Annotated in this window: 21 protein-coding genes; 3 read left to right on the top strand and 18 right to left on the bottom strand. The window is 49.3% G+C overall.

Going from position 1 to position 18,518, the window contains the following annotated elements; translation table 11 throughout:
- Nucleotides 1–19 precede the first annotated feature (19 nt).
- Both GNP95_RS12150 and GNP95_RS25765 read right to left on the bottom strand, forming a co-directional pair.
- A complete protein-coding gene (locus GNP95_RS12150; RefSeq protein ID WP_155611124.1) occupies nucleotides 20–1,246 on the bottom strand; it encodes an MFS transporter in 1,227 nt (408 codons plus the stop codon).
- Nucleotides 1,170–1,433: a hypothetical protein gene (locus GNP95_RS25765; RefSeq protein ID WP_196427156.1), complete on the bottom strand. Its 264-nt coding sequence runs from the start codon at nucleotides 1,431–1,433 to the stop codon at nucleotides 1,170–1,172. Before GNP95_RS25765 ends, GNP95_RS12150 begins: the two co-directional genes overlap by 77 nt.
- Here GNP95_RS25765 and GNP95_RS12145 point away from each other — a divergent pair.
- On the top strand, nucleotides 1,432–2,196 hold the full coding sequence (locus tag GNP95_RS12145) for a DUF4339 domain-containing protein (RefSeq protein WP_196427155.1): 765 nt from the start codon (nucleotides 1,432–1,434) through the stop codon (nucleotides 2,194–2,196). The two genes, GNP95_RS25765 and GNP95_RS12145, sit on opposite strands and share 2 nt — an antisense overlap.
- A 99-nt stretch (nucleotides 2,197–2,295) precedes the next feature.
- Here the strand turns inward: GNP95_RS12145 and GNP95_RS12140 are convergent, their stop codons facing one another.
- The 5 genes from GNP95_RS12140 to GNP95_RS12120 all read right to left on the bottom strand — a co-directional run bounded on the left by GNP95_RS12140 (nucleotide 2,296) and on the right by GNP95_RS12120 (nucleotide 5,203).
- Entirely contained in the window at nucleotides 2,296–2,778 is a 483-nt protein-coding gene (locus tag GNP95_RS12140) for a GNAT family N-acetyltransferase (RefSeq protein WP_155611122.1), read from the bottom strand.
- Between the two features lie 12 nt (nucleotides 2,779–2,790).
- Nucleotides 2,791–3,336, bottom strand: coding sequence for a GNAT family N-acetyltransferase (locus tag GNP95_RS12135; RefSeq protein ID WP_155611121.1), 546 nt, complete (start codon nucleotides 3,334–3,336; stop codon nucleotides 2,791–2,793).
- A gap of 78 nt (nucleotides 3,337–3,414) precedes the next feature.
- On the bottom strand, nucleotides 3,415–3,885 hold the full coding sequence (locus GNP95_RS12130) for a DinB family protein (protein ID WP_155611120.1): 471 nt from the start codon (nucleotides 3,883–3,885) through the stop codon (nucleotides 3,415–3,417).
- Nucleotides 3,886–3,902: 17 nt separating this feature from the next.
- Complete coding sequence (locus GNP95_RS12125; RefSeq protein WP_155611119.1) at nucleotides 3,903–4,205, bottom strand: antibiotic biosynthesis monooxygenase family protein; 303 nt, start codon at nucleotides 4,203–4,205, stop codon at nucleotides 3,903–3,905.
- Nucleotides 4,206–4,243: 38 nt separating this feature from the next.
- The gene (locus GNP95_RS12120) at nucleotides 4,244–5,203 is read right to left on the bottom strand and encodes an NAD(P)/FAD-dependent oxidoreductase (RefSeq protein WP_155611313.1); all 960 of its coding nucleotides are present in this window, start codon (nucleotides 5,201–5,203) and stop codon (nucleotides 4,244–4,246) included.
- A gap of 95 nt (nucleotides 5,204–5,298) precedes the next feature.
- Here GNP95_RS12120 and GNP95_RS12115 point away from each other — a divergent pair, with 95 nt between their 5' ends.
- A complete protein-coding gene (locus tag GNP95_RS12115; RefSeq protein ID WP_196427154.1) occupies nucleotides 5,299–5,658 on the top strand; it encodes a DUF2512 family protein in 360 nt (119 codons plus the stop codon).
- A 36-nt stretch (nucleotides 5,659–5,694) separates the two neighbouring features.
- Here GNP95_RS12115 and GNP95_RS12110 read toward each other — a convergent pair whose 3' ends face one another.
- On the bottom strand, nucleotides 5,695–7,404 hold the full coding sequence (locus GNP95_RS12110; RefSeq protein WP_155611117.1) for a glycoside hydrolase family 13 protein: 1,710 nt from the start codon (nucleotides 7,402–7,404) through the stop codon (nucleotides 5,695–5,697).
- A gap of 268 nt (nucleotides 7,405–7,672) precedes the next feature.
- On the opposite strand from GNP95_RS12110, the gene GNP95_RS12105 reads away from it, so the two are divergent.
- Complete coding sequence (locus GNP95_RS12105) at nucleotides 7,673–8,905, top strand: multidrug effflux MFS transporter (RefSeq protein WP_155611116.1); 1,233 nt, start codon at nucleotides 7,673–7,675, stop codon at nucleotides 8,903–8,905.
- Nucleotides 8,906–9,012: 107 nt separating this feature from the next.
- Here GNP95_RS12105 and GNP95_RS12100 read toward each other — a convergent pair whose 3' ends face one another.
- The 10 genes from GNP95_RS12100 to GNP95_RS12055 form a co-directional block, all read right to left on the bottom strand.
- Nucleotides 9,013–9,942, bottom strand: a complete 930-nt coding sequence (locus GNP95_RS12100) for a hypothetical protein (protein ID WP_155611115.1) — start codon at nucleotides 9,940–9,942, stop codon at nucleotides 9,013–9,015.
- Nucleotides 9,943–9,985: 43 nt separating this feature from the next.
- Complete coding sequence (locus GNP95_RS12095; RefSeq protein WP_155611114.1) at nucleotides 9,986–10,912, bottom strand: Gfo/Idh/MocA family protein; 927 nt, start codon at nucleotides 10,910–10,912, stop codon at nucleotides 9,986–9,988.
- 132 nt (nucleotides 10,913–11,044) lie between these two features.
- Nucleotides 11,045–11,470: an arsenate reductase (thioredoxin) gene (gene arsC, locus GNP95_RS12090; RefSeq protein WP_155611113.1), complete on the bottom strand. Its 426-nt coding sequence runs from the start codon at nucleotides 11,468–11,470 to the stop codon at nucleotides 11,045–11,047.
- 49 nt (nucleotides 11,471–11,519) lie between these two features.
- Nucleotides 11,520–12,812, bottom strand: coding sequence for an arsenic transporter (locus GNP95_RS12085; RefSeq protein ID WP_155611112.1), 1,293 nt, complete (start codon nucleotides 12,810–12,812; stop codon nucleotides 11,520–11,522).
- Between the two features lie 16 nt (nucleotides 12,813–12,828).
- On the bottom strand, nucleotides 12,829–13,143 hold the full coding sequence (locus GNP95_RS12080; protein ID WP_155611111.1) for an ArsR/SmtB family transcription factor: 315 nt from the start codon (nucleotides 13,141–13,143) through the stop codon (nucleotides 12,829–12,831).
- A gap of 131 nt (nucleotides 13,144–13,274) precedes the next feature.
- The gene (locus GNP95_RS12075) at nucleotides 13,275–14,582 is read right to left on the bottom strand and encodes an MFS transporter (RefSeq protein WP_155611110.1); all 1,308 of its coding nucleotides are present in this window, start codon (nucleotides 14,580–14,582) and stop codon (nucleotides 13,275–13,277) included.
- A 130-nt stretch (nucleotides 14,583–14,712) separates the two neighbouring features.
- The gene (locus GNP95_RS12070) at nucleotides 14,713–15,642 is read right to left on the bottom strand and encodes a glycine betaine ABC transporter substrate-binding protein (protein WP_230873783.1); all 930 of its coding nucleotides are present in this window, start codon (nucleotides 15,640–15,642) and stop codon (nucleotides 14,713–14,715) included.
- Between the two features lie 87 nt (nucleotides 15,643–15,729).
- A complete protein-coding gene (locus tag GNP95_RS12065; RefSeq protein WP_155611109.1) occupies nucleotides 15,730–16,386 on the bottom strand; it encodes an ABC transporter permease in 657 nt (218 codons plus the stop codon).
- Entirely contained in the window at nucleotides 16,383–17,513 is a 1,131-nt protein-coding gene (locus GNP95_RS12060; protein WP_155611108.1) for an ABC transporter ATP-binding protein, read from the bottom strand. Before GNP95_RS12060 ends, GNP95_RS12065 begins: the two co-directional genes overlap by 4 nt.
- A gap of 242 nt (nucleotides 17,514–17,755) precedes the next feature.
- Nucleotides 17,756–18,376, bottom strand: a complete 621-nt coding sequence (locus tag GNP95_RS12055) for a TrkA C-terminal domain-containing protein (protein ID WP_155611107.1) — start codon at nucleotides 18,374–18,376, stop codon at nucleotides 17,756–17,758.
- Nucleotides 18,377–18,518 lie beyond the last annotated feature (142 nt).

Here is an 18,518-nt window from a genome sequence, read left to right as displayed (position 1 = left end):
GGGCTTTACTTTATGCTAGCTAATCCTCCAGCTCTTTGCCTTTCGTCTCTGTCCCGAGCCACAGCACAGCTGCCGCACCAATGAGGATGGTCACAAAAAAGATGCCGAAAATGTACCCGATCTCATAATGCCTGGCAACAAGCATCCCGACCATATATGGCGCAAGTATGCCGCCGACTCGTCCAAACGAGGCCGCCAGACCGACTCCCGTGGACCGTACGCTGGTCGGATACAGCTCAGGCGTATAAGCGTACATCCCGCCCCAAGCGCCAAGATTGAAAAACGACAAACAAATCCCGGCAGCGATCAATGCGCCTTCCGTAGTTGCCAGGCCAAACCATGCCGCACTCACAGCGGTAAGTACAAGGTAGAGAACGAGAACGAATTTACGGCCAAATTTCTCTATGAAATAGGCCGCCGTAAAGTAACCGGGAAGCTGGGCCAGCGTCATGATCAAAACGTATTCAAAGCTCTTGACGAGACTGAACCCTTTAAGCATCATAACCGATGGAAGCCACAGGAACATACCGTAGTAAGAAAATACGACGGTAAACCAGAGCACCCACAGCATAATCGTCGCACGGCGATGAGGCTTGGCCCACACCGATTTGAACCTCTGGCGAAAAGACGCTGCCCGGTTTCCCTTCTCTGCCGTTTGCTTCGTATATCTCGGCGGATCCTCAATCGCCCTGCGCAAATATAGGGCATATAGCGCTGGCAGCCCGCCGATAATAAAGGCCGCTTGCCAGCCATATTTCGGAATCACGAAATAGGCGATCAATGCCGCAGCAATCCAGCCTGCCGCCCAAAAGCTCTCCAGCAGCACAACCGCCCTCCCCCGATCCTTAGATTGAACCGATTCCGACACCAGCGTCGAGGCAACGGGCAACTCCCCTCCCAGGCCAAAACCGGCAATAAACCGGAGGATGCACAGGACTGCAAATCCGGTGGCTGCGGCCGACAAGCCTGTCGCGAGCGAGAAGATCAGCAGCGTCCATAGCAGCACCGATTTTCGTCCGTATTTGTCCGCCATATAACCGGCGATGGCCGCCCCGAAGACCATGCCGATCGAGTTGATGCTCGTAAATAGACCGGTTTGCTGAGGGGACAGCTGCCACTTCAGGCTTAAGTCGGCGATAATGAATGACAGCATGCCGACATCCATCGCATCAAACATCCAGCTCAGCCCTGCGCTCATCAGCAGCTTGCGCTGCTTCGGCTGGCGGATCGTCTCCAATATGCTCATTTTCAACCACTCCTACGGTTTCGATTAGTTTCTCTCTATTTTTAATATGGATTAATAATAGCAAATATTGACTTTTTTCGCTCAAAAACTTCAGCTGCCTCGTTACTTCTATGTAATTCCATGGTACTATTGAGGATATTATGCTATATTTTGCAAATCTTTTTTCAAAAGGCAGGATGATATTCATGGGAAACAATTATAACACCAGTCCGGTTCCCTGGTACTATGTACATAACGACATCATTAAAGGACCGGTTATCATCGGACAGATGCAAAGAGACTATTACATCTACCGCGAGCTGCATCCGGGTACAATGGTTTGGACCGATGGAATGGCTGATTGGGTGCCGCTATCCTCGACAGAACTGATTAATCATATCATGTTTGCGCCCGGCAGCGGCTCGCAGGCAGAACAAGGCCGTTCTCCATATAACGGAGCATATTCAAATCAGACGCCCGCAGGCCAAGCTTATCCCGGCTCGCAGCCCGGCACGGTTCCTGGACCAGCAGGATATCCGCCTGGAGGCCATGTCACTGGAGTGCGGATCTATCCGGGACAGCATACCGGGGCTCATGTGGCTCCCGGCCAATATCCTTTGCAAAAAGTAAACAATACATACGTTTGGCTGCTTGTTGCGGTTGCTGGCATTGGCAATCTTATACATCTTCTCGCTCGGGACGCTGGGGCTTTCTTCGGTTTCGGTTTCGTAATAACAATCCTCATGTTCGGGCTATATGCTCTATTTTGCTCGCTGGATAAAAACGAACTCCAGCGTTCCGGCCATCGTACGACGTCTGTGTGGTGGTTCTTGATCGTTCCAGTGTATATGTTTATCCGGGCATACCGGTTGCGCCAATTTCCATCCTATGCGATCGTAATGCTAGTCATCGGCTTTTCCGTCGGTTTTGTTTATGGTTTCCTCAAAGGTTTTTTCGGAGCGTTCATATAGAGTCAGCTGACTTCAATCGAAATAACATAACAAGAGCTGTTCCCTTGACAGTGTAAATTGCACTTGGGAACAGCTCTTTTGCTATACATACTCATCACTCTAATCTAGCGCCAGATGGTAAATATGCTGCGGTCCGATTGGACCTTCGATCAATCTGCCTTTATCTTGGAAGCCCGCCGCCAAATACACGGACTGGGCTGTTTTATTGCGCTTATTTACGGCTAACACGACTTCATTTCTCCCGGGAAAGCGGGATTTCATGAATTCGGGCAGCTCAAGCATCGCCATTTTGGCAATCCCTTGCCCTTGATAGCGGTAATCGATGGAGAAGGAACGGAGCAGCATCGCATTTGGATTTGCGGTAAACTCCCCGATATCCGGCCCTTCATGTAGAATAAAAAAGCCGGCAAGAATGTCCTCAGATGCAATAACCACCGGATACATGCACTTATCCTGAATCGCTTCATCCAGAACGTCCTTCGGCAAAGCGCTGAAAACAACCTGTTCCTCTGGAAGGACGAAACGTTCCAATGCTTCTTTGTCAATTGCTGCATACAAACGCAAACTCAATTTATTATCCATGGAATCAGCTGCTTAATCGCTGTTTGCCCTCCTTCCCATGATCACAAGGTCCTTCTCTTCTCCGTCCAAATTGGCGACCCGCGGCAACAGTCCCCACTGCTCGAACCCATGCTTGCGCAGCAGCGCCAAGCTTCCGGCGTTATGGGCGAACACGAAGCCAAGCATGGTTTTCACTCCAATTTCAGGACAAGCCGCAATCGCCTTCCCGATCAGCAAGCTGCCGATGCCCTGGCCGCGATACCTTGAGGAAATGTAAATGCTTATTTCCGCTGTGCCGTCATAAGCAGGGCGCCCATAAAAAGACTGGAAGCTAAGCCAGGCGATCACCGGATTTCCATACTCAATAGCCATACCTGCCCCATTGTTTTCTGCGGCTCTGACTACCCATAGCGGCCTACGGTCCGGCGTATGCTCCGCAAACCATTTCAAGCGGCTTTCCACCGTGACCGGCTCCAGATCAGCCGTAACAGCTCTGCTGTCGATCGTCTCGTTATAGATAGCTACGATTTCCTGTAAATCATCAATTGTCGCATGTTCAATGGCATATGATGTCAACATTAATGCTGCTCCTATCCGTATCAGTTCCCAATCCAACCAAAGATATCAAAAAAAATTAAAAATAGCTAGCCTCGCAGGCTAGCTTTGGATCAATTTCTTATACATCTTAATGGCGCTAAAGTGCATCCCTTCATGATAAAGGGTGAAATTCAAAAATGCTTCGACCGTTTCCAGCGTAAAGCCCGACGAGGTCGTATATGGCTTACTAACACGTTCGTCCAGATTTCCCGCTAATATCGAAGCAATCTGCTTCGGCTGCTGCTCCAGGACCTCAACGATATCTGCTAGCTTTGGCACGTCTTCCGTCCAGTTTTCCGGAGATGTCCCGTTCGCAAAAAAACTTCTATATTGGGCTGATATCAGCGAAGGGCGTCCGTTTAGCTGAAATGCAAATGCGTCCTGTACAAAGGCGATATGCCCAAGATTCCAGCGAATATTGTTGCGGAACTTGGCAGGTATAATATCAGCCTGTTCCTCTGATAAACCCTGAACCATTTTTACTGTCTGACCGCGAATAAATTCCAATTGACTAAAAATAATCTCCCCCATGGACTAGCCCCCTTAAATTAATCAATAAGCTGCTTGATCTGAACATAGTGCTGGACTACGGGAAACGGGTCGTAGAAATGATGAAGCAGCGCCTTCCATTCCTGATACTGCTCCGATTTCCTGAATCCGACCTCATGATCGGTAATCGACCGCCATTTGACGAGAAGAATGTACTTATTCTCTTCCTCAACACATTTATGCAGCTCATGGTCGATATACCCTGGCATGCCCGAAATGATTTTGGACGCTTGCCGAAAGCTGCTCTCAAAGTCATTAATCGTTCCTGGCTTCACATGCAGCTCGGCTACTTCAAGGATCATTCTATCCCCCCTAACCAGCTCGAAAGAAGCATTATTTGTTATGTTGTCCTTATTATACCACCATTATATGATTTACGTTGATCGAATTTTCCTTTCTGCGCCCGCAAGGCTTTATTGATCCATATCGCGGCGATCGAACCTTCGCCCATCGCCACGGTGGCCTGCTCCGCGTGCAAGGCGATATCGCCGGCGGCCCATACGTTATCCACACTCGTCTGCTTGCTTCGCGGATCACTTTCCACATGGCCGTTATCACTAAGAACGGCCCCAAGCTGCCTGGCGAGCTCAGAATGAACCTTGTTTCCGCCAAAAGCAATAAATCCACGTTCGGCGGGCAGAACAGTACCGTCATGAAGTATGACCTGCTCAATTTGCCCTTCCGCAGCTGAGTGTATTTCCACAACCGCCGCCTCGATATAAGAAATACTTGCATGACCCATCTGTTCCAGCAGCTCTGGAGATATACGGGAAGATTCATGGTTCACATAAGTCAGACTGTTTGTGCGTTCTGCCAACAGAAGCGCCATATTGGCACCGGCATCTCCGGCTCCCATTAAAACGGTACGCTTGCCTTCAATTTCATATCCGTCGCAATCCGGGCAAATATATACGCTGCTTCCGAGCAGCGGAACAAGCCCAGGAATTTCGGGAATGCGATCGCTCACTCCTGTCGCTAGCAGCGTCGTATAGGTCTCGTATGTTTGTCCCGTTTCCCCTTCAAGAAGTATCGTTCCGGCTGCGGTTCGAGCCGCTGTTACGATCCTGTCCCGAGCAAAGCGAACACCAGTGCTCTCAGCCTGATGCCTTCCTCTTGCACGTAATTCTTGTCCCGATATTCCCTCTGGCCAGCCTAGAATATTGTGATAACCGCGGCAAAGCGTAGATCTGCCCTCCCCAGCGTCAACGACCAGAACATCATAAGCGGAATAACGGCCTAGTTGGATCGCGGCCTGCAGCCCAGCGATTCCTCCTCCGACAATAATGCAATCCTGCGGCATAAACATAAACTCCTTCATTTAGATTTCGGCAGTTGCTGAATATCTTGCGGGACATGCTGGGAATCATGAGTATACATCTTGATGAGGAGGACACGATGACCAAACGGATTGTTGTCAAAATCGTCTGGAGCTGCATCATCCTTGTAGGGCTCTTTATGCTGATGAGCAATGCCTCGTTTTTCCCCGCGCTGTTAACAGCTTTTGGCCTGACGATTTTCTCGTTTTTATTGGTTGATCTGTTTGTATTGCCCCGATCCAGCAATGCTTTGGCGACGATGATTGATGCCGTTCTAGCTTACCTGTTTATATGGGCGCTTGCAGCGAACAACGGCTGGTCGATGACGCTGATGGAGGTGCTCACCGCCACGATCGCCGTAACTGTCTTCGAGTATGTGTACCATGACTGGCTTATCAGAAATGGAATTCAGCAGGACAAGCAGATGAAAGTGGAATGAGCGACAATGCGCAACGACCGCGAAACGCGGTCGTTGCTATTGTTCATTCGCAGATTTGGGCAGACGCTGCAAATATACCCTTGCTTCAAAAGGCCGCAGCTTCAATTTACACAAATCCTCATTTTTTTCCGGGGGATAATTCGAAATGAGTAACTCCATTCCCTCGGGTGATACATCCTTCGGCAGTTCAAAGAGCGGCTCCCGTTCAAAAAAGTTAAGGATTACGAGCAACTGATCGTTATCCAGAGTTCGAGTGTAAGCGTATATTTCCGAATGAAGCGGCAGCAGCAGCTTATATCGGCCATAAACGATAACCTTGTGCTGCTTGCGAAGCTGAATCAGCTTTTTGTAATAATGAAAAATAGAATTGGGATCATTCAGCGCATCCGCTACGTTAATCTCCATATAGTTGGAATTGACTTTGATCCAGGGCGTTCCCGTAGTAAAACCAGCGTTTGGAGTCGTATCCCACTGCATTGGAGTTCTCGCGTTGTCCCGGCTCCTTTTGCGAAGAGCCTGCATGATTTCTTCTTCAGGTACTCCACTATCGCGCTGTTCCTCGTAATAATTCAGCGTCTCCACATCGCGGTAATCGTCGATAGACTCGAAAGCAATGTTTGTCATTCCGATTTCTTCGCCCTGATAGATATACGGCGTGCCTTCCAGGGTGTGAATGAAGGTGGCCAGCATTTTCGCCGAAGGCACCCGGTACAGCACATCGTTCCCGAAACGGGATACAGAACGCGGCTGGTCATGATTACACCAGTAATTCGCATTCCAGCCCCGGTTGTGGAGAACGTTTTGCCAGTTGCTGATGATTTTTTTCAACTCCAGCAGGTTCCAGGGAACGACGTTCCATTTACCGCTCCCTGAAGAGGCGGCATCTATGAACATATGTTCGAACTGGAAAGTCATATTCAATTCGCGCCGGCCGTCTCCTACATAATCCAGCGCTTGCTCCGGACCGAGTCCCGACGTTTCCCCGACAGTCATGATGTCGTAATAGTAAAGTACTTTGTCATGCAGATTTTGCAGTAAGGTATGGACATTCTCCAGATTGGAGAACATTTCATAGGCCCGTACCGTCTTCGTCTGATGAGGATTGTCAGCGTCCGGAAGGCCTTCGGCTTTGACGATGTGTGATATCGCATCGAAACGAAAACCGTCCACTCCCTTTTTAAGCCACCATTCCACCATGTTGTGGAGTTCATCGATTACTATGGGATTGTTCCAATTTAAATCCGGCTGGTACTTGGAATATAAATGCAAATAGTATTCGTCCGTCTGCTCATCATACTCCCAGACCGAGCCGCTGAAGTACGATTCCCAGTTGTTAGGCGGACCACCGTTTTTCCCTTTCCGCCATATGTAGTAATCCCTTTTCGGATTATCTTTGGACTGACGGGATTCTATGAACCATGGATGTTTGTGCGAGGTATGGTTCAGTACCAAATCCATCATGAGCTTCATCCCGCGGGAATGCATGTCCTGAAGCAATCGGTCAAAATCCTCCATCGTGCCGAACTGCTCCATAATATCGCAATAATCGCTGATGTCATATCCATTGTCATGGCCGGGGGATTTGTAAATGGGGCTAAGCCAAATGACGTTGACCCCCAGCTCCTGTAAATAGTCCAACTTGGAGATGATCCCTTTAAGATCGCCGATTCCGTCGCCATTGCTGTCTTTAAAGCTAATCGGGTAAATTTGATATACTACGCTTTCTTTCCACCATTTCGGTTTCATTATATATTCTGCCTCCTTATCCGGACTACGCCCAATCGGGCCGGCAAGCGGATAATTCATTCTTCCTTAATTGCAACTAAATCTGATATGTGCTTTGTTATATCTATAAACAAGTGAAACGTCCGGTATAACAGACAAAAAGAACTTTCGGCGGAATTGCATTCTTTTTGCCGCTTATTTTCATTGATATAGTATAATGAAATAATCTGCGTCTATACGTCAGACTATGCAAATTATCGTTATGTTTCGAAAGGGTGTTCCTACAGCAATGAATTCATTAACCAGCGATTCTTCGGCGTCTTCGCATCCCTTATCCCGTTCGGCCCGCTTGAAGACGGCTTTTATTCTCGGCAGTCTGTCAGCCTTCGGTCCGCTTTCGCTTGATATGTATTTGCCCGCATTGCCCAAGCTCGCCGAAGAGCTAAATGCGACAGCTTCCGTTACCCAGCTTAGCCTGACTTCCTGCCTGCTTGGACTCGCGCTGGGCCAATTGGCAGCAGGGCCGATGAGCGATGTGCGCGGTCGCCGCGCGCCGCTAATCATCTCCCTTTGCATTTACGCGATAAGCTCGCTGCTTTGCGTATTTGCGCCTTCGGCCTGGGCGCTTATTGCCCTGCGTTTTCTCCAAGGCTTGTCCGGTTCGGCTGGAATCGTAATTTCCCGCGCCGTTGTACGCGATTTATACTCCGGTTCTGAGCTGACGAAGTTTTTCTCACTCCTCATGCTCGTTAATGGTGCTGCGCCGATTCTCGCTCCAATCTTTGGGGGGCAGCTGCTGCAGTTTACATCTTGGCGAGGCGTATTCGTAGTATTAGCCTTGATCGGCGTTGTTATGATGATCGCCGTATTATTCGGACTTCCCGAGTCGCTTCCCAGGGAGCGCAGGCAGTCCGGCGGCTTCGCTGCCACTTGGACAACCTTTAAGCGGCTGCTCGGAGACCGTCTGTTCATCGGCTTCTGCCTGACACAAGGCCTTGTGTCCGCTGCTATGTTCGCATACATATCCGGCTCCTCCTTCGTTATGCAAAATGTATTTGAGGTTTCACCACAAATGTACAGCTTTATTTTTGCTATGAACGGCGTCGGCATTATCATTGCAAGCCAAACTACAGGCCGTTTGGCAGGAAAAATCAAAGAAGCGAAGATGCTGCAGTTCGGACTGGCTCTGGCGTTGATTGGCGCTACAGGCCTATTAACGGCGATACTGCTAGGAGGCAAGCTGATCGCTGTCCTGATTCCTTTATTTTTAGTCGTATCCTGCGTAGGAATCATCTCTACATCAAGCTTCTCGCTGGCGATGCAAAGTCAGGGAAAAGCTGCCGGCAGCGCCTCTGCTCTGCTCGGACTAATCCCATACATCCTTGGAGCTACCGTCGCCCCGCTCGTTGGTTTGGGCGGTGAACATACCGCGGTGCCGCTGGGCATCGTCATAGCGATCGCCGAGCTTGGCGCGATATGCAGCTACTTGTTCCTGGTGCGTCCAAGACTTGTAGGCAAATAATTCAAGCTATGCTTACCACATTTGAAATTGATTTAAAGGCTAGGTGCGTTAGCCAATAATAAGGGACCGCGAATCGCTGCTGCGATCACGGTCCCTTTTGAATAGTGCTATATATATTGCTCTATGGTCTGGATATATCTGCGCCGCGAGGAATCCAGCGCTGTCCCGACTTTGCGCTGCAATGCAGCTAGATCTGACAGTATTCTGTTTACCTCTGACCGCTTACCTTCCACCTGATGCAGCATATCATTGATCTTACCCTGCACGATCCAATCCATAATGAAGCCGTCAAAGAAATAGTCGGAGAATTTAAGAAATCCGCTGATTTCGATATGAACCGGCATCTGCTCGCCCACGTCCCGCAGCTCCTTCTCGAAATGCCGCAAACTATTCTGGGCACGGTATAAACAATCCATCGCCTCATCCAGACGGCCGTGCTTCATATGCGTCGAGAGCATGCCGCCGCCAAGCATATCATAGGTACCCCAATTTTTAGCTGACAGCAGCTTGTCAACAGCGCTGTCCAGATCGTGAGCGACCGTGCGTCCCGCCCGCAGCGCTTCTTCTAACTCCTTGTTCTGCACACTTAGGGCTGCCTGTTCTTCCGCCAATGTCCGCAGCTCCTCATTTTCCTGCAGCACTTGACGCTCCTTAGCCTCAAATACTTGATCATAATCAAGCTTCCAGAATTTCACTTCCGCCAGCTGCTTCTTGACAGCAGCGATTTGCTGCTCGGTATGCTGCACCGCCTGATTCGCTTCATCGTATTTGAGTTTAGCTTCGACCACCTCGCGCTGCTCTTGATCCAGTTTCTCTGTCTTTTTGCCAAGAATCGTATGCAGCAAATTGGATAAGGACAAGCTGGTCAACTGCTTAACGTCCTTCTCTTCCGCAGCAAGTCTCCGGCTAGCCTCTTCTCTTGCACGCTCCAACGCCGCGAGCTCTTTCTGCAATTGTTGATGGCGCTTCTCCCACTTCTCTTTTTTCCGTCCTTTCTCTTTTAGCTCGGCTAAACGCTCATTCATGTCCTCATACATAACGCATCTCCTCCTACTAAAAAAGTGCCCGGTTGGCGATCGCCTAACCATGCCAAATATCTGCACCATGCTCTTCGGCATGCTTGACGACTAATTCACAGATTCGATGCGTTTCCAGCGCATCACGCGCGGATAAACCCAGCTCCGAATTGCTGCGGATAGTGTCCAGGAAATGACTGATGATTTGATGGAAACCTCTACGGTAAAGCACCGGATCCCAGTCGTTGAATTTGAGCAGCTGCTCTTTGCCCGCATGAAAATGTCTTGTTGTATTTAAACCGTCAATAAGCCATTTATTCCCCGGACTCATCACTTCGAGCGTCTCTTCGGATATCCCGTTATCGCGATTCATAATAGCTGTGCTTGTAAAACCGTCACCCTCCAGTTGCAGAGTAACATGGTACAGCTTCCCATCTTGCTGATAAGTTGTAATTGTGGTGTCCTTAATTTCCCCCGGCGCTAAGAAGCGAATTGTATCGACTACATGAATAAAGTCATCCAAAACGAAGCGGCGTGCAAAATCGGGAAAATTCACGCGATTTTTCTGCATAATAACAAGACGCCGATCGTTCTGTTCCTTCATGTCCGCAACCATCGGGGCATATCTCCGGTTGAACCCGACCATTAGCTGAACTCCCATGGATTCGGCCAGCTCTACCAATCTGGCGGATTCCCCGTAATTATAAGAAATAGGTTTGTCTACATATACATGGATGCCATGTCTGATCAGAAGTTCAATGATCCCGGCATGCGATTCCGTCGCTGTATGTATAAACGCTGCATCTATCCCGGCAGCAATTAATTGCTCAGGACGATTAGCCGTTTCACCAATGCGATATTGATTTGCTGTTTGGTGGAGAACCTCTGAATTGCGGGTGCACAATACAAGTTCTATATTTTCGATAGCTGTTATGACCGGCAGATACGCTTTGCGCGCAATATCCCCCAGACCGATGATCCCTATGCGCATATGGCTCCCTCCTTAATGGTTAATTGATAATAACGTTTATCATGTAGTACGCATTTTACCTTATAAAGTTACACCAAAAAAGGCACCTTGGAGGTGCCTTTAGATCTTTTTTCTAACGCTCATATTCCGGCATTACTGGCCTTCCGCAACAAATCGTTCAATGCGGGCCTTAATTTGATCCCTGACTTCCCGAAAACGAAGCATAATTTCTTCCTCGGTTCCTGTCGCCTTCGCGGGGTCGTCAAATCCCCAGTGCCATTTCACACCAATTCGGTTAGGAACAGCCGGGCAGTGATCGTCCGCATGACTGCACAACGTAATAATATAATCTGCACGCTTTAGAATGTCTGGATCAATCACCTCTGACCGGTGAGTGCTAATGTCGACACCTGCCTCCTCCATGACCTGAACGGCACGAGGATTCAATCCGTGAGCCTCCAATCCCGCACTGAACACTTCAAACTGATCACCGCCGATTTTCTGGAGCCAGCCGTCTGCCATCTGACTCCGGCATGAATTTCCCGTACAAAGGAAATATACGCTTTTTTTATTGTTCATCTAGCACTCCTCTTTCCGAAGTTAATAAAAGTTAAGTAATTGGCGCCTTCTAGCCTATAAATAAAAGCCATAAATAGAGTCCGGTTAATGTAATGACTAGCGTTGGAATCGTTAGAATAATGCCGGTCCGGAAATACTGGCCCCATGTAATTTTGATGCCCTTTTTGGACAGCACATGCAGCCATAGCAAGGTAGCCAGGGAACCGATCGGTGTTATTTTCGGACCGAGATCCGAGCCGATCACGTTCGCGTATATAAGCGCTTCTCTCATGACCCCCACTGTACTTGTGCTATCTATCGCTAATGCGCCAATCATCACCGTAGGCAAATTATTCATCATCGATGACAGCAGCGCCGCCAGCAGACCCATGCCTAACGTGGCTGCGTATAGCCCTTGACCTGCAACGGCCTGGATCCAGCTTCCGAGCTGATCGGTTAATCCGGCGTTGCGAAGCCCGTATACGACGACATACATTCCGATGGAAAAGACGACAATGGACCAGGGCGCTTCTTTGATGACTTTGGATGTCCGTATGGCCGGGCTCTTCCGGGCAGCAATGATAAATATGACCGCCACTACCCCCGCCGCCGCCGATACAGGAATGCCGATAAACTCGCTGGATAAATACGCCGCCAGCAGCAGAACAAGGATAAGCCAGGATAACCGGAACATTCGGGGATCCCGGATCGCTTCCTTTGGCTCCTTGAGCTGTGCCTCGTCATAATGGCCCGGAATTTGTTTGCGGTAGAACAGGTACAACACGAGCACACTAGCACTAATTGAAAATAAATTGGGTATGATCATTTTGATAAAATAGGCGCCGAACCCGATTCCAAAGTAATCCGCAGACACGATATTGACCAGGTTGCTCACAATAAGCGGCAGCGAGGCCGTATCCGCAATAAAACCGCTCGCCATAATAAATGGCAGGACCATGCGGTCCTCGAACTTGAGCGCCCTGACCATTGCCAATACGATCGGTGTAAGGATTAGGGCAGCTCCATCATTGGCGAATAAAGCGGCGACCAGCGCGCCAAGCAGAATAACATAGACGAACATCAATTTTCCGCTGCCGTTTGCCAGCCTGGACATGTGCAGCGCAGCCCATTCAAAAAATCCGATTTCGTCCAGCAATATAGAAATTATTATAATCGCAATAAAAGCGAGTGTGGCATTCCATACGATGGCTGTGACATCAAGCACGTCTTGAAAGCCAACCACGCCAAACAGCAATGCCAGTATGGCGCCCCCCATCGCCGACCAGCCGATGCCAAGCCCTCTGGGCTGCCATATAACCATCGTTAATGTAAGCGCAAATATGCTAAAAGCAATGTATACCATCCGTTCTCCTCTTCCATCAGCAGCAGTTATTCGTTGAGCATTTCTTCATCCATTCCAATTGTTCCACAGGTACAGGAACATGCTCCATCAGAGCCTGGACATGCGGCTTGCCCTCAAGTGTCAAATCATAATAGACCCATGATCCGCGTTTATCTTCAATGACCAAACCTGCCTCCTTCAGCTTGCGCAGATGCTGGCTGACGTTCGGCTGCGTCGTCTGCAGTGCATCGACCAGATCACATACGCAGCGCTCCCCTTCCCTCAAAATGGCCAGCAGTGTCAAGCGCGTCCTGTCAGCCAGCAGCTTCAAATCCCGAATGATCTCTTCCATCGGGCAGCCCCTCCTCCCTTAGATTATATTTTGATAGATTATATTATATAATCGAACAGTTATATAATCAATTAATTATATCTTTAGTGGCTTATATGAAATTTCTTCCATCCAATTAAAAAAGGCGCCTATTAGGCGCCTCCTTCGGTGTGAACTTCCTTTCGGAAGGAGCTTCGATTGACTATGCCCGTGCATATCGCAAGTAATGTAATACCGGCGGCAAACAAATACATGTTTACGATTCCAAGCCATTCGGCGACGCCGCTCATCGCGAGCAGCGACATGCCGAAAACGGTATTCAGCAACGTCGCTTGCGCCGAAAAAATCTGGGGCAGCCGTTCCTTGCTTGCGCTTCGCTGTATCAATGTTCGGCGGGATACCGCAGCAAGCTCTGTCATCGGGCCGGTCAGCAGAACGAGGAGCAGCGAAAGCGGAGCATAGGAATTGACCGCAAACAGAGTCGTCAGCAGTGCATAGCCCAGCATCCCTGCGAGCATTGCCGCAAATAGTCGCTTCTCCAAACGCCCAACGAACGCCACGACAAGCAGTCCGCCAATCACAGCGCCGGCAAAATAACTCGCATTGATATAACCCCACCACTGCTCATCCTTCAGCAATACTTCCTTGACGAAGACAAGCATGAACGCTCCGGCCCACACAGAGCCTCCGAACATATCCGTCACGTCCATCACCGTTAAAGCCCGCAGCTTAGGCGATTTCCAGATTAGCACCCAGCCTTCCTTCAGCGTATCCCAGCGGGAAGGCGACTTGATTTCGCTGCTCGGATCACTCGCTGTCTGCGCCTCCCTCATCGCCATATAGCCTTGTTTTGAGGCAGTCCGCCAATCCCATATTCCCCGCCTTTGCGGTTCTAGCGGATCTTCGATCCAGAAGGTCACAAGCATGGCCATTCCATAACCGGCGGCAACGATAACCAGTACCGGAAAAGCCCCCAGCTTCGCGACCATCAACCCGCTTAACGCCCAACCCGCAAACTGAACGACCTGATCAGTTGTAGCCACCATTCCATTGGCCTTCATCAGTACCTCGTCTGTCACAAGACGCGGAACGAGCGCATTTCGCGCGGGAGTTGTCCAGCCGTCCAAGAAAGAAATGCAGGCAATAATACCGTAGATCAACAGGAAACTGTTTCCCCCAATCCAGGGTGATAGATAGAAAGCCAGCAGACTAAACAAGAGAAACTGCCCGCTCTGCGATATTATCAGCAGAAAGGGCAGTTTATAATTCGCAACCATCAGCGGGGCAAGAAATCCGCTCGTTAACTGGGCTGTTACCCGGATGAAAGGAACCAGGGTCGCAAACATGAGCGAGTTCGTAGTGCTCAGCACGAATGTCATCAGCGCGACCAGGTAGAAGACATCTACCGTATTAGACAGCGCCTGCGAGCCCCACAAGTAATAAAAAGACTTCTTGAACATGAACCGTAAGCCTCCGTGTTCTATAGCATTAAATTTAGTATGATCAGCTTGATTGCTGCAGCTTACAGTTCATAGTTAAATCGGTCTCATCATATACTCCTATCCGTGCAAATATTTAATACTATATATACTAGCCTTCTATCAACCCTTTTTCAATCAAAAATTGGCGTGCGACCTCTTCCTCCTTCAGCCCTTCCACATCGACGTCCGCATTCAGCTTCTGCATCTCCTCGTCGCTGATCAAACCGCTCATTAGATTCAACACCTCTTCTAGTTCAGGATATTGCTCCAAGGTCGCTTTGCGAATGACCGGTCCGGCATCATATGGCGGGAAAAACTCCTTGTCATCCCGCAAAATAACCAGATCATGCACCTTGATTTGCGCATCGGTGGCATATGCGTTCGTCACATCCGTCTCTCCACTGGCGATCGACTGATACATAATGCCGTGATCCATCCCCTTTTGCTGCTTGAAATTCATGCCGTACAGCTTCTGAATTCCCGGAAAGCCGTCGTCCCGATCAAGAAATTCGAATTCTACGCCAAGAATCATGTCCCCGGATACCTTCGCCAAATCGCTGAAGGTCTCAAGATTGTGCCGCTCTGCAGTCTCCCGTGTTACCGCCAGTGTGTATGTGTTATTAATGCCGAACGGCTCCAGAAAGAATAGCTCATCATCAGCAAGCAGCTCTCTCGTTTTAGCCAGCGATTCCGCCGAATTGCCCGTTTCCTCCTGATAATAATTGGCAACAACCGTCCCCGTATATTCAGGGTACAACTGAATTTCACCATTCTTTAGCGCGCTCCACGCGACGTTCGAGCCGCCCAGATTGACCTGGCGCTTCACTTTGATGTCCGTTTTCGCTTCGATCAGCTCCGCCATCATCAGAGCAAGCAGCATATTCTCGGTAAAATTCTTCGAACCTATTGTAATTTCTCCTGCGTTTCCTGCGCCAGAGTCCTTGTTGGCCCCGCCTCCGCACGCACTCAATAGCATCGTCATCAGTACGACTGCCAACAAACCAACCGCCGTTTTTTTGCTGAATTTTATCATTTTCATTTGTTTCTTTGAACCTCCATATTTTAATGCTAAGCACTCTATAGCCTGCATTTTTTGCAAGTCAGGCCTGCTATTGCCTTCATCCGTTCACACTTTTAAGCCTTTTGGTGTCGTCACTCTCTCCAGCAGACCAAGCAAGTAGTCCATAATCAGAGCGAGAATAGCCGCTGGAATCGCACCGAGCAAGGTTAGCGCCTCAATATTGCGCTGGATGCCTAGGAAGATATACTCTCCAAGTCCCCCGGCTCCGATAAAAGAGGCCAGCGTTGCCGTCCCCACATTGATCACCGCCGCCGTTCGTATACCGGCCATAATGACATTTAAGGCCAGCGGCAGCTGGACGCGGAATAGAATTTGCCATGGCTTCATGCCCATCCCGCGTGCTGCTTCCACGATTGACTTATCTACATCGGTAATACCCGCGTACGTATTTCGGATAATCGGCAGCAATGAATACAGAAACAAGGCGGCTACAGCCGTCTTCATGCCGATGCCGAATAGCGGAACCATAAAACCGAGCATGGCGAGGCTCGGAATCGTTTGCAGAACCCCGGCCGCTCCCAAGGTAACTCCCTTGAGAGATTTAACTCTAGTAATCATGATGCCTAGGGAAATGCCGACAACAATTGCCAGCAGCATCGACAGAAATACGAGTTCAATATGAACCAATAAGGACTGCGCCAATTCTCCCTTTCGCATGTCGAACTGATGGATCAGCTGATCCCACAATGATTTATCTCTCATGATTTCTCTTCACCCCCTACCCACTGAGCGGCAAACGCTGTTAACAGGCTGCTTCGGGTTACAATGCCTGCAATTGTTCCACTCTCCGTTACTACCGGGATGATGCCAAACGGCGCCTCTGTGATGAGCGTAAGCGCATCCTTCGCCGTCGCAGTATCCTGAAGCAGGGCTTGGGGGGATTGCATAATATCCCGGATGGTTACCGAGCTGTCCATCTGGGCCGACACATCGTAAGCTGAGACTATGCCCAGCAGCTTGCCCGCTTCATCGTTGACGAGCAGCGTGTCCGTCCTCCGCTGGCGCATGAAGGTTAGGGCCCTGCTTGGACTGCGCCCCGGAAGTGTTGTTGAAGGATTGTCCCGCATAACCTCCGTAACCGGAATAAATTCGGGGTTCTGATAGAGGCGGTTTTTACCGACAAAACCTTCTACGAACTCATCGGCCGGATGGCATAAAATTTGTTCCGGCGTATCGATCTGCACCAATTCCCCATCTCGTAAAATAGCGATCTTGTCACCAAGCTTCAGCGCTTCCTCCATGTCATGTGTGACGAATACGATCGTCTTCTTTACCTCCTGCTGGAGACGCAAGAGTTCATCCTGCAGCTGCTCCCGGGTAATGGGATCGAGAGCACCGAACGGCTCATCCATCAGGATAATGTCTGGATCGGCCGCTAAAGCTCTCGCTACGCCAACCCGCTGCTGCTGGCCGCCGGACAGTTGTTTGGGGTAGCGCTTCGCATAAATTTCCGGATCGAGTCCGACCAATCGCAGCATCTCGCCGACCCGTGCTCTCTTTTTATCCGGGGACCATCCTTTTAATTCGGGGATCAGGCCTACATTGTCCTCGATGGTGTAATGGGGGAACAGTCCGATTTGCTGAATGACGTAGCCGATGTTCTTGCGCAGCGTAACGGGGTTTTCCTGCGTAATATCCTTGCCCTGGACGTATATTTTGCCTGATGTGTGCGGAATCAGGCGATTAATCATCTTCATGGATGTCGTTTTCCCGCAGCCGCTGGGGCCGATCAGCACCAGAATTTCGCCCGAATCCACCTCGAAGCTGATATTTTTTACCGCCTTATAGCCGTTTGGATATGTCTTGCTTACCTGTTCAAATTTCAGCATTTCTGCCTCCTTTGTGCTTGAAAATTTATGTTTCTTCTCCCCCCTATATTTATTGAATCAGCAGCATTGATAGTTTTTTACTACTATGCTTGAAGCACCAATAGGTATTACTATAACAAACCCCAGGAATACTGACAACCTATAACAAACCCATAAGTTGTATGTTAAAAAATGGACTTTCCGCAACAAAAAAGAGGCTTTCCTGGCATATCTGCCTAGGAATAGCCTCTTTCAACTATGTATTATTCGCTGGTTTGATTGACAAACCGCTCGGTTTTGTCATAAATTTTCGGGTCTCCTACAAATACAAGCATATCGTTCTCCCGCAAAATCACATGGGGTCCGGGGGAGATCGAGATTTTAGTGCCTCTGCGCAGCGCGATTACGGTAGCTCCGGTATTTTGCCAGAACAACAAATTGCCGATTGTTTTGCCCACCGCATGAGATCCTTCCTTGATCTGTATTTCCATCGGGTTATAGGGAGTAAGATTCTGCAGCCGGTCCGAAGCCTTCGTAATTTTGTTCAGCAGAACTTCGAATCTGCGATCTACTTCTTTTTTCTCTGCCATCAGCTGCTCCAAATCCCGTTTTAACGAGTAAGCCGATTTCAGATAATTGCTGCTTGCCAAATATTCTCCGGCTTTCTGATCCGAGATGACAACGATCTCTTTGCCCTGCGAGACCGAGACAATTCCCTCATCCTTGAGCAGCCCGATCGCCTTGCGTATCGTTTCGGGAGAGACATGATATTGAGCCGCCAACAAGGAACGCCCCGATATTTTGCTATGGACAGCCAGCTCCCCGCTGACGATTCTCTGAGCAATATCGAGTGCGATGGATTTGTAGACAGCAATTTCCTGCATTGCGGTGTAGTCCCCCTTTTACATTATCATGTTATCCAGTATAGCTTCTTTTGCCCGGTAAATAAACTAACCGTCTTACGCAGAGTTTTCTCGTATTTTACGCCAGGTTAACAGACCTATGATAATGTAGACGAACGGTTGA

This window comes from Paenibacillus woosongensis (assembly GCF_009725165.1).
GTDB classification, from domain to species: Bacteria; Bacillota; Bacilli; order Paenibacillales; family Paenibacillaceae; genus Fontibacillus; species Fontibacillus woosongensis.
Note: the sequence above shows the minus strand (reverse complement) of the source record. Positions and strands in the feature narration are given on the sequence as shown.

Excerpts from the sequence above, each read along its gene's own strand:
- GNP95_RS12150 (WP_155611124.1), bottom strand. The coding sequence starts at position 1,246 with ATGAGCATATTGGAGACGATCCGCCAGCCGAAGCAGCGCAAGCTGCTG.
- GNP95_RS12145 (WP_196427155.1), top strand. The coding sequence starts at position 1,432 with ATGGGAAACAATTATAACACCAGTCCGGTTCCCTGGTACTATGTACAT.
- GNP95_RS25765 (WP_196427156.1), bottom strand. The coding sequence starts at position 1,433 with ATGAATATCATCCTGCCTTTTGAAAAAAGATTTGCAAAATATAGCATA.
- GNP95_RS12140 (WP_155611122.1), bottom strand. The coding sequence starts at position 2,778 with ATGGATAATAAATTGAGTTTGCGTTTGTATGCAGCAATTGACAAAGAA.
- GNP95_RS12135 (WP_155611121.1), bottom strand. The coding sequence starts at position 3,336 with ATGTTGACATCATATGCCATTGAACATGCGACAATTGATGATTTACAG.
- GNP95_RS12130 (WP_155611120.1), bottom strand. The coding sequence starts at position 3,885 with ATGGGGGAGATTATTTTTAGTCAATTGGAATTTATTCGCGGTCAGACA.
- GNP95_RS12125 (WP_155611119.1), bottom strand. The coding sequence starts at position 4,205 with ATGATCCTTGAAGTAGCCGAGCTGCATGTGAAGCCAGGAACGATTAAT.
- GNP95_RS12120 (WP_155611313.1), bottom strand. The coding sequence starts at position 5,203 with ATGCCGCAGGATTGCATTATTGTCGGAGGAGGAATCGCTGGGCTGCAG.
- GNP95_RS12115 (WP_196427154.1), top strand. The coding sequence starts at position 5,299 with ATGACCAAACGGATTGTTGTCAAAATCGTCTGGAGCTGCATCATCCTT.
- GNP95_RS12110 (WP_155611117.1), bottom strand. The coding sequence starts at position 7,404 with ATGAAACCGAAATGGTGGAAAGAAAGCGTAGTATATCAAATTTACCCG.
- GNP95_RS12105 (WP_155611116.1), top strand. The coding sequence starts at position 7,673 with ATGAATTCATTAACCAGCGATTCTTCGGCGTCTTCGCATCCCTTATCC.
- GNP95_RS12100 (WP_155611115.1), bottom strand. The coding sequence starts at position 9,942 with ATGTATGAGGACATGAATGAGCGTTTAGCCGAGCTAAAAGAGAAAGGA.
- GNP95_RS12095 (WP_155611114.1), bottom strand. The coding sequence starts at position 10,912 with ATGCGCATAGGGATCATCGGTCTGGGGGATATTGCGCGCAAAGCGTAT.
- arsC (WP_155611113.1), bottom strand. The coding sequence starts at position 11,470 with ATGAACAATAAAAAAAGCGTATATTTCCTTTGTACGGGAAATTCATGC.
- GNP95_RS12085 (WP_155611112.1), bottom strand. The coding sequence starts at position 12,812 with ATGGTATACATTGCTTTTAGCATATTTGCGCTTACATTAACGATGGTT.
- GNP95_RS12080 (WP_155611111.1), bottom strand. The coding sequence starts at position 13,143 with ATGGAAGAGATCATTCGGGATTTGAAGCTGCTGGCTGACAGGACGCGC.
- GNP95_RS12075 (WP_155611110.1), bottom strand. The coding sequence starts at position 14,582 with ATGTTCAAGAAGTCTTTTTATTACTTGTGGGGCTCGCAGGCGCTGTCT.
- GNP95_RS12070 (WP_230873783.1), bottom strand. The coding sequence starts at position 15,642 with ATGAAAATGATAAAATTCAGCAAAAAAACGGCGGTTGGTTTGTTGGCA.
- GNP95_RS12065 (WP_155611109.1), bottom strand. The coding sequence starts at position 16,386 with ATGAGAGATAAATCATTGTGGGATCAGCTGATCCATCAGTTCGACATG.
- GNP95_RS12060 (WP_155611108.1), bottom strand. The coding sequence starts at position 17,513 with ATGCTGAAATTTGAACAGGTAAGCAAGACATATCCAAACGGCTATAAG.
- GNP95_RS12055 (WP_155611107.1), bottom strand. The coding sequence starts at position 18,376 with ATGCAGGAAATTGCTGTCTACAAATCCATCGCACTCGATATTGCTCAG.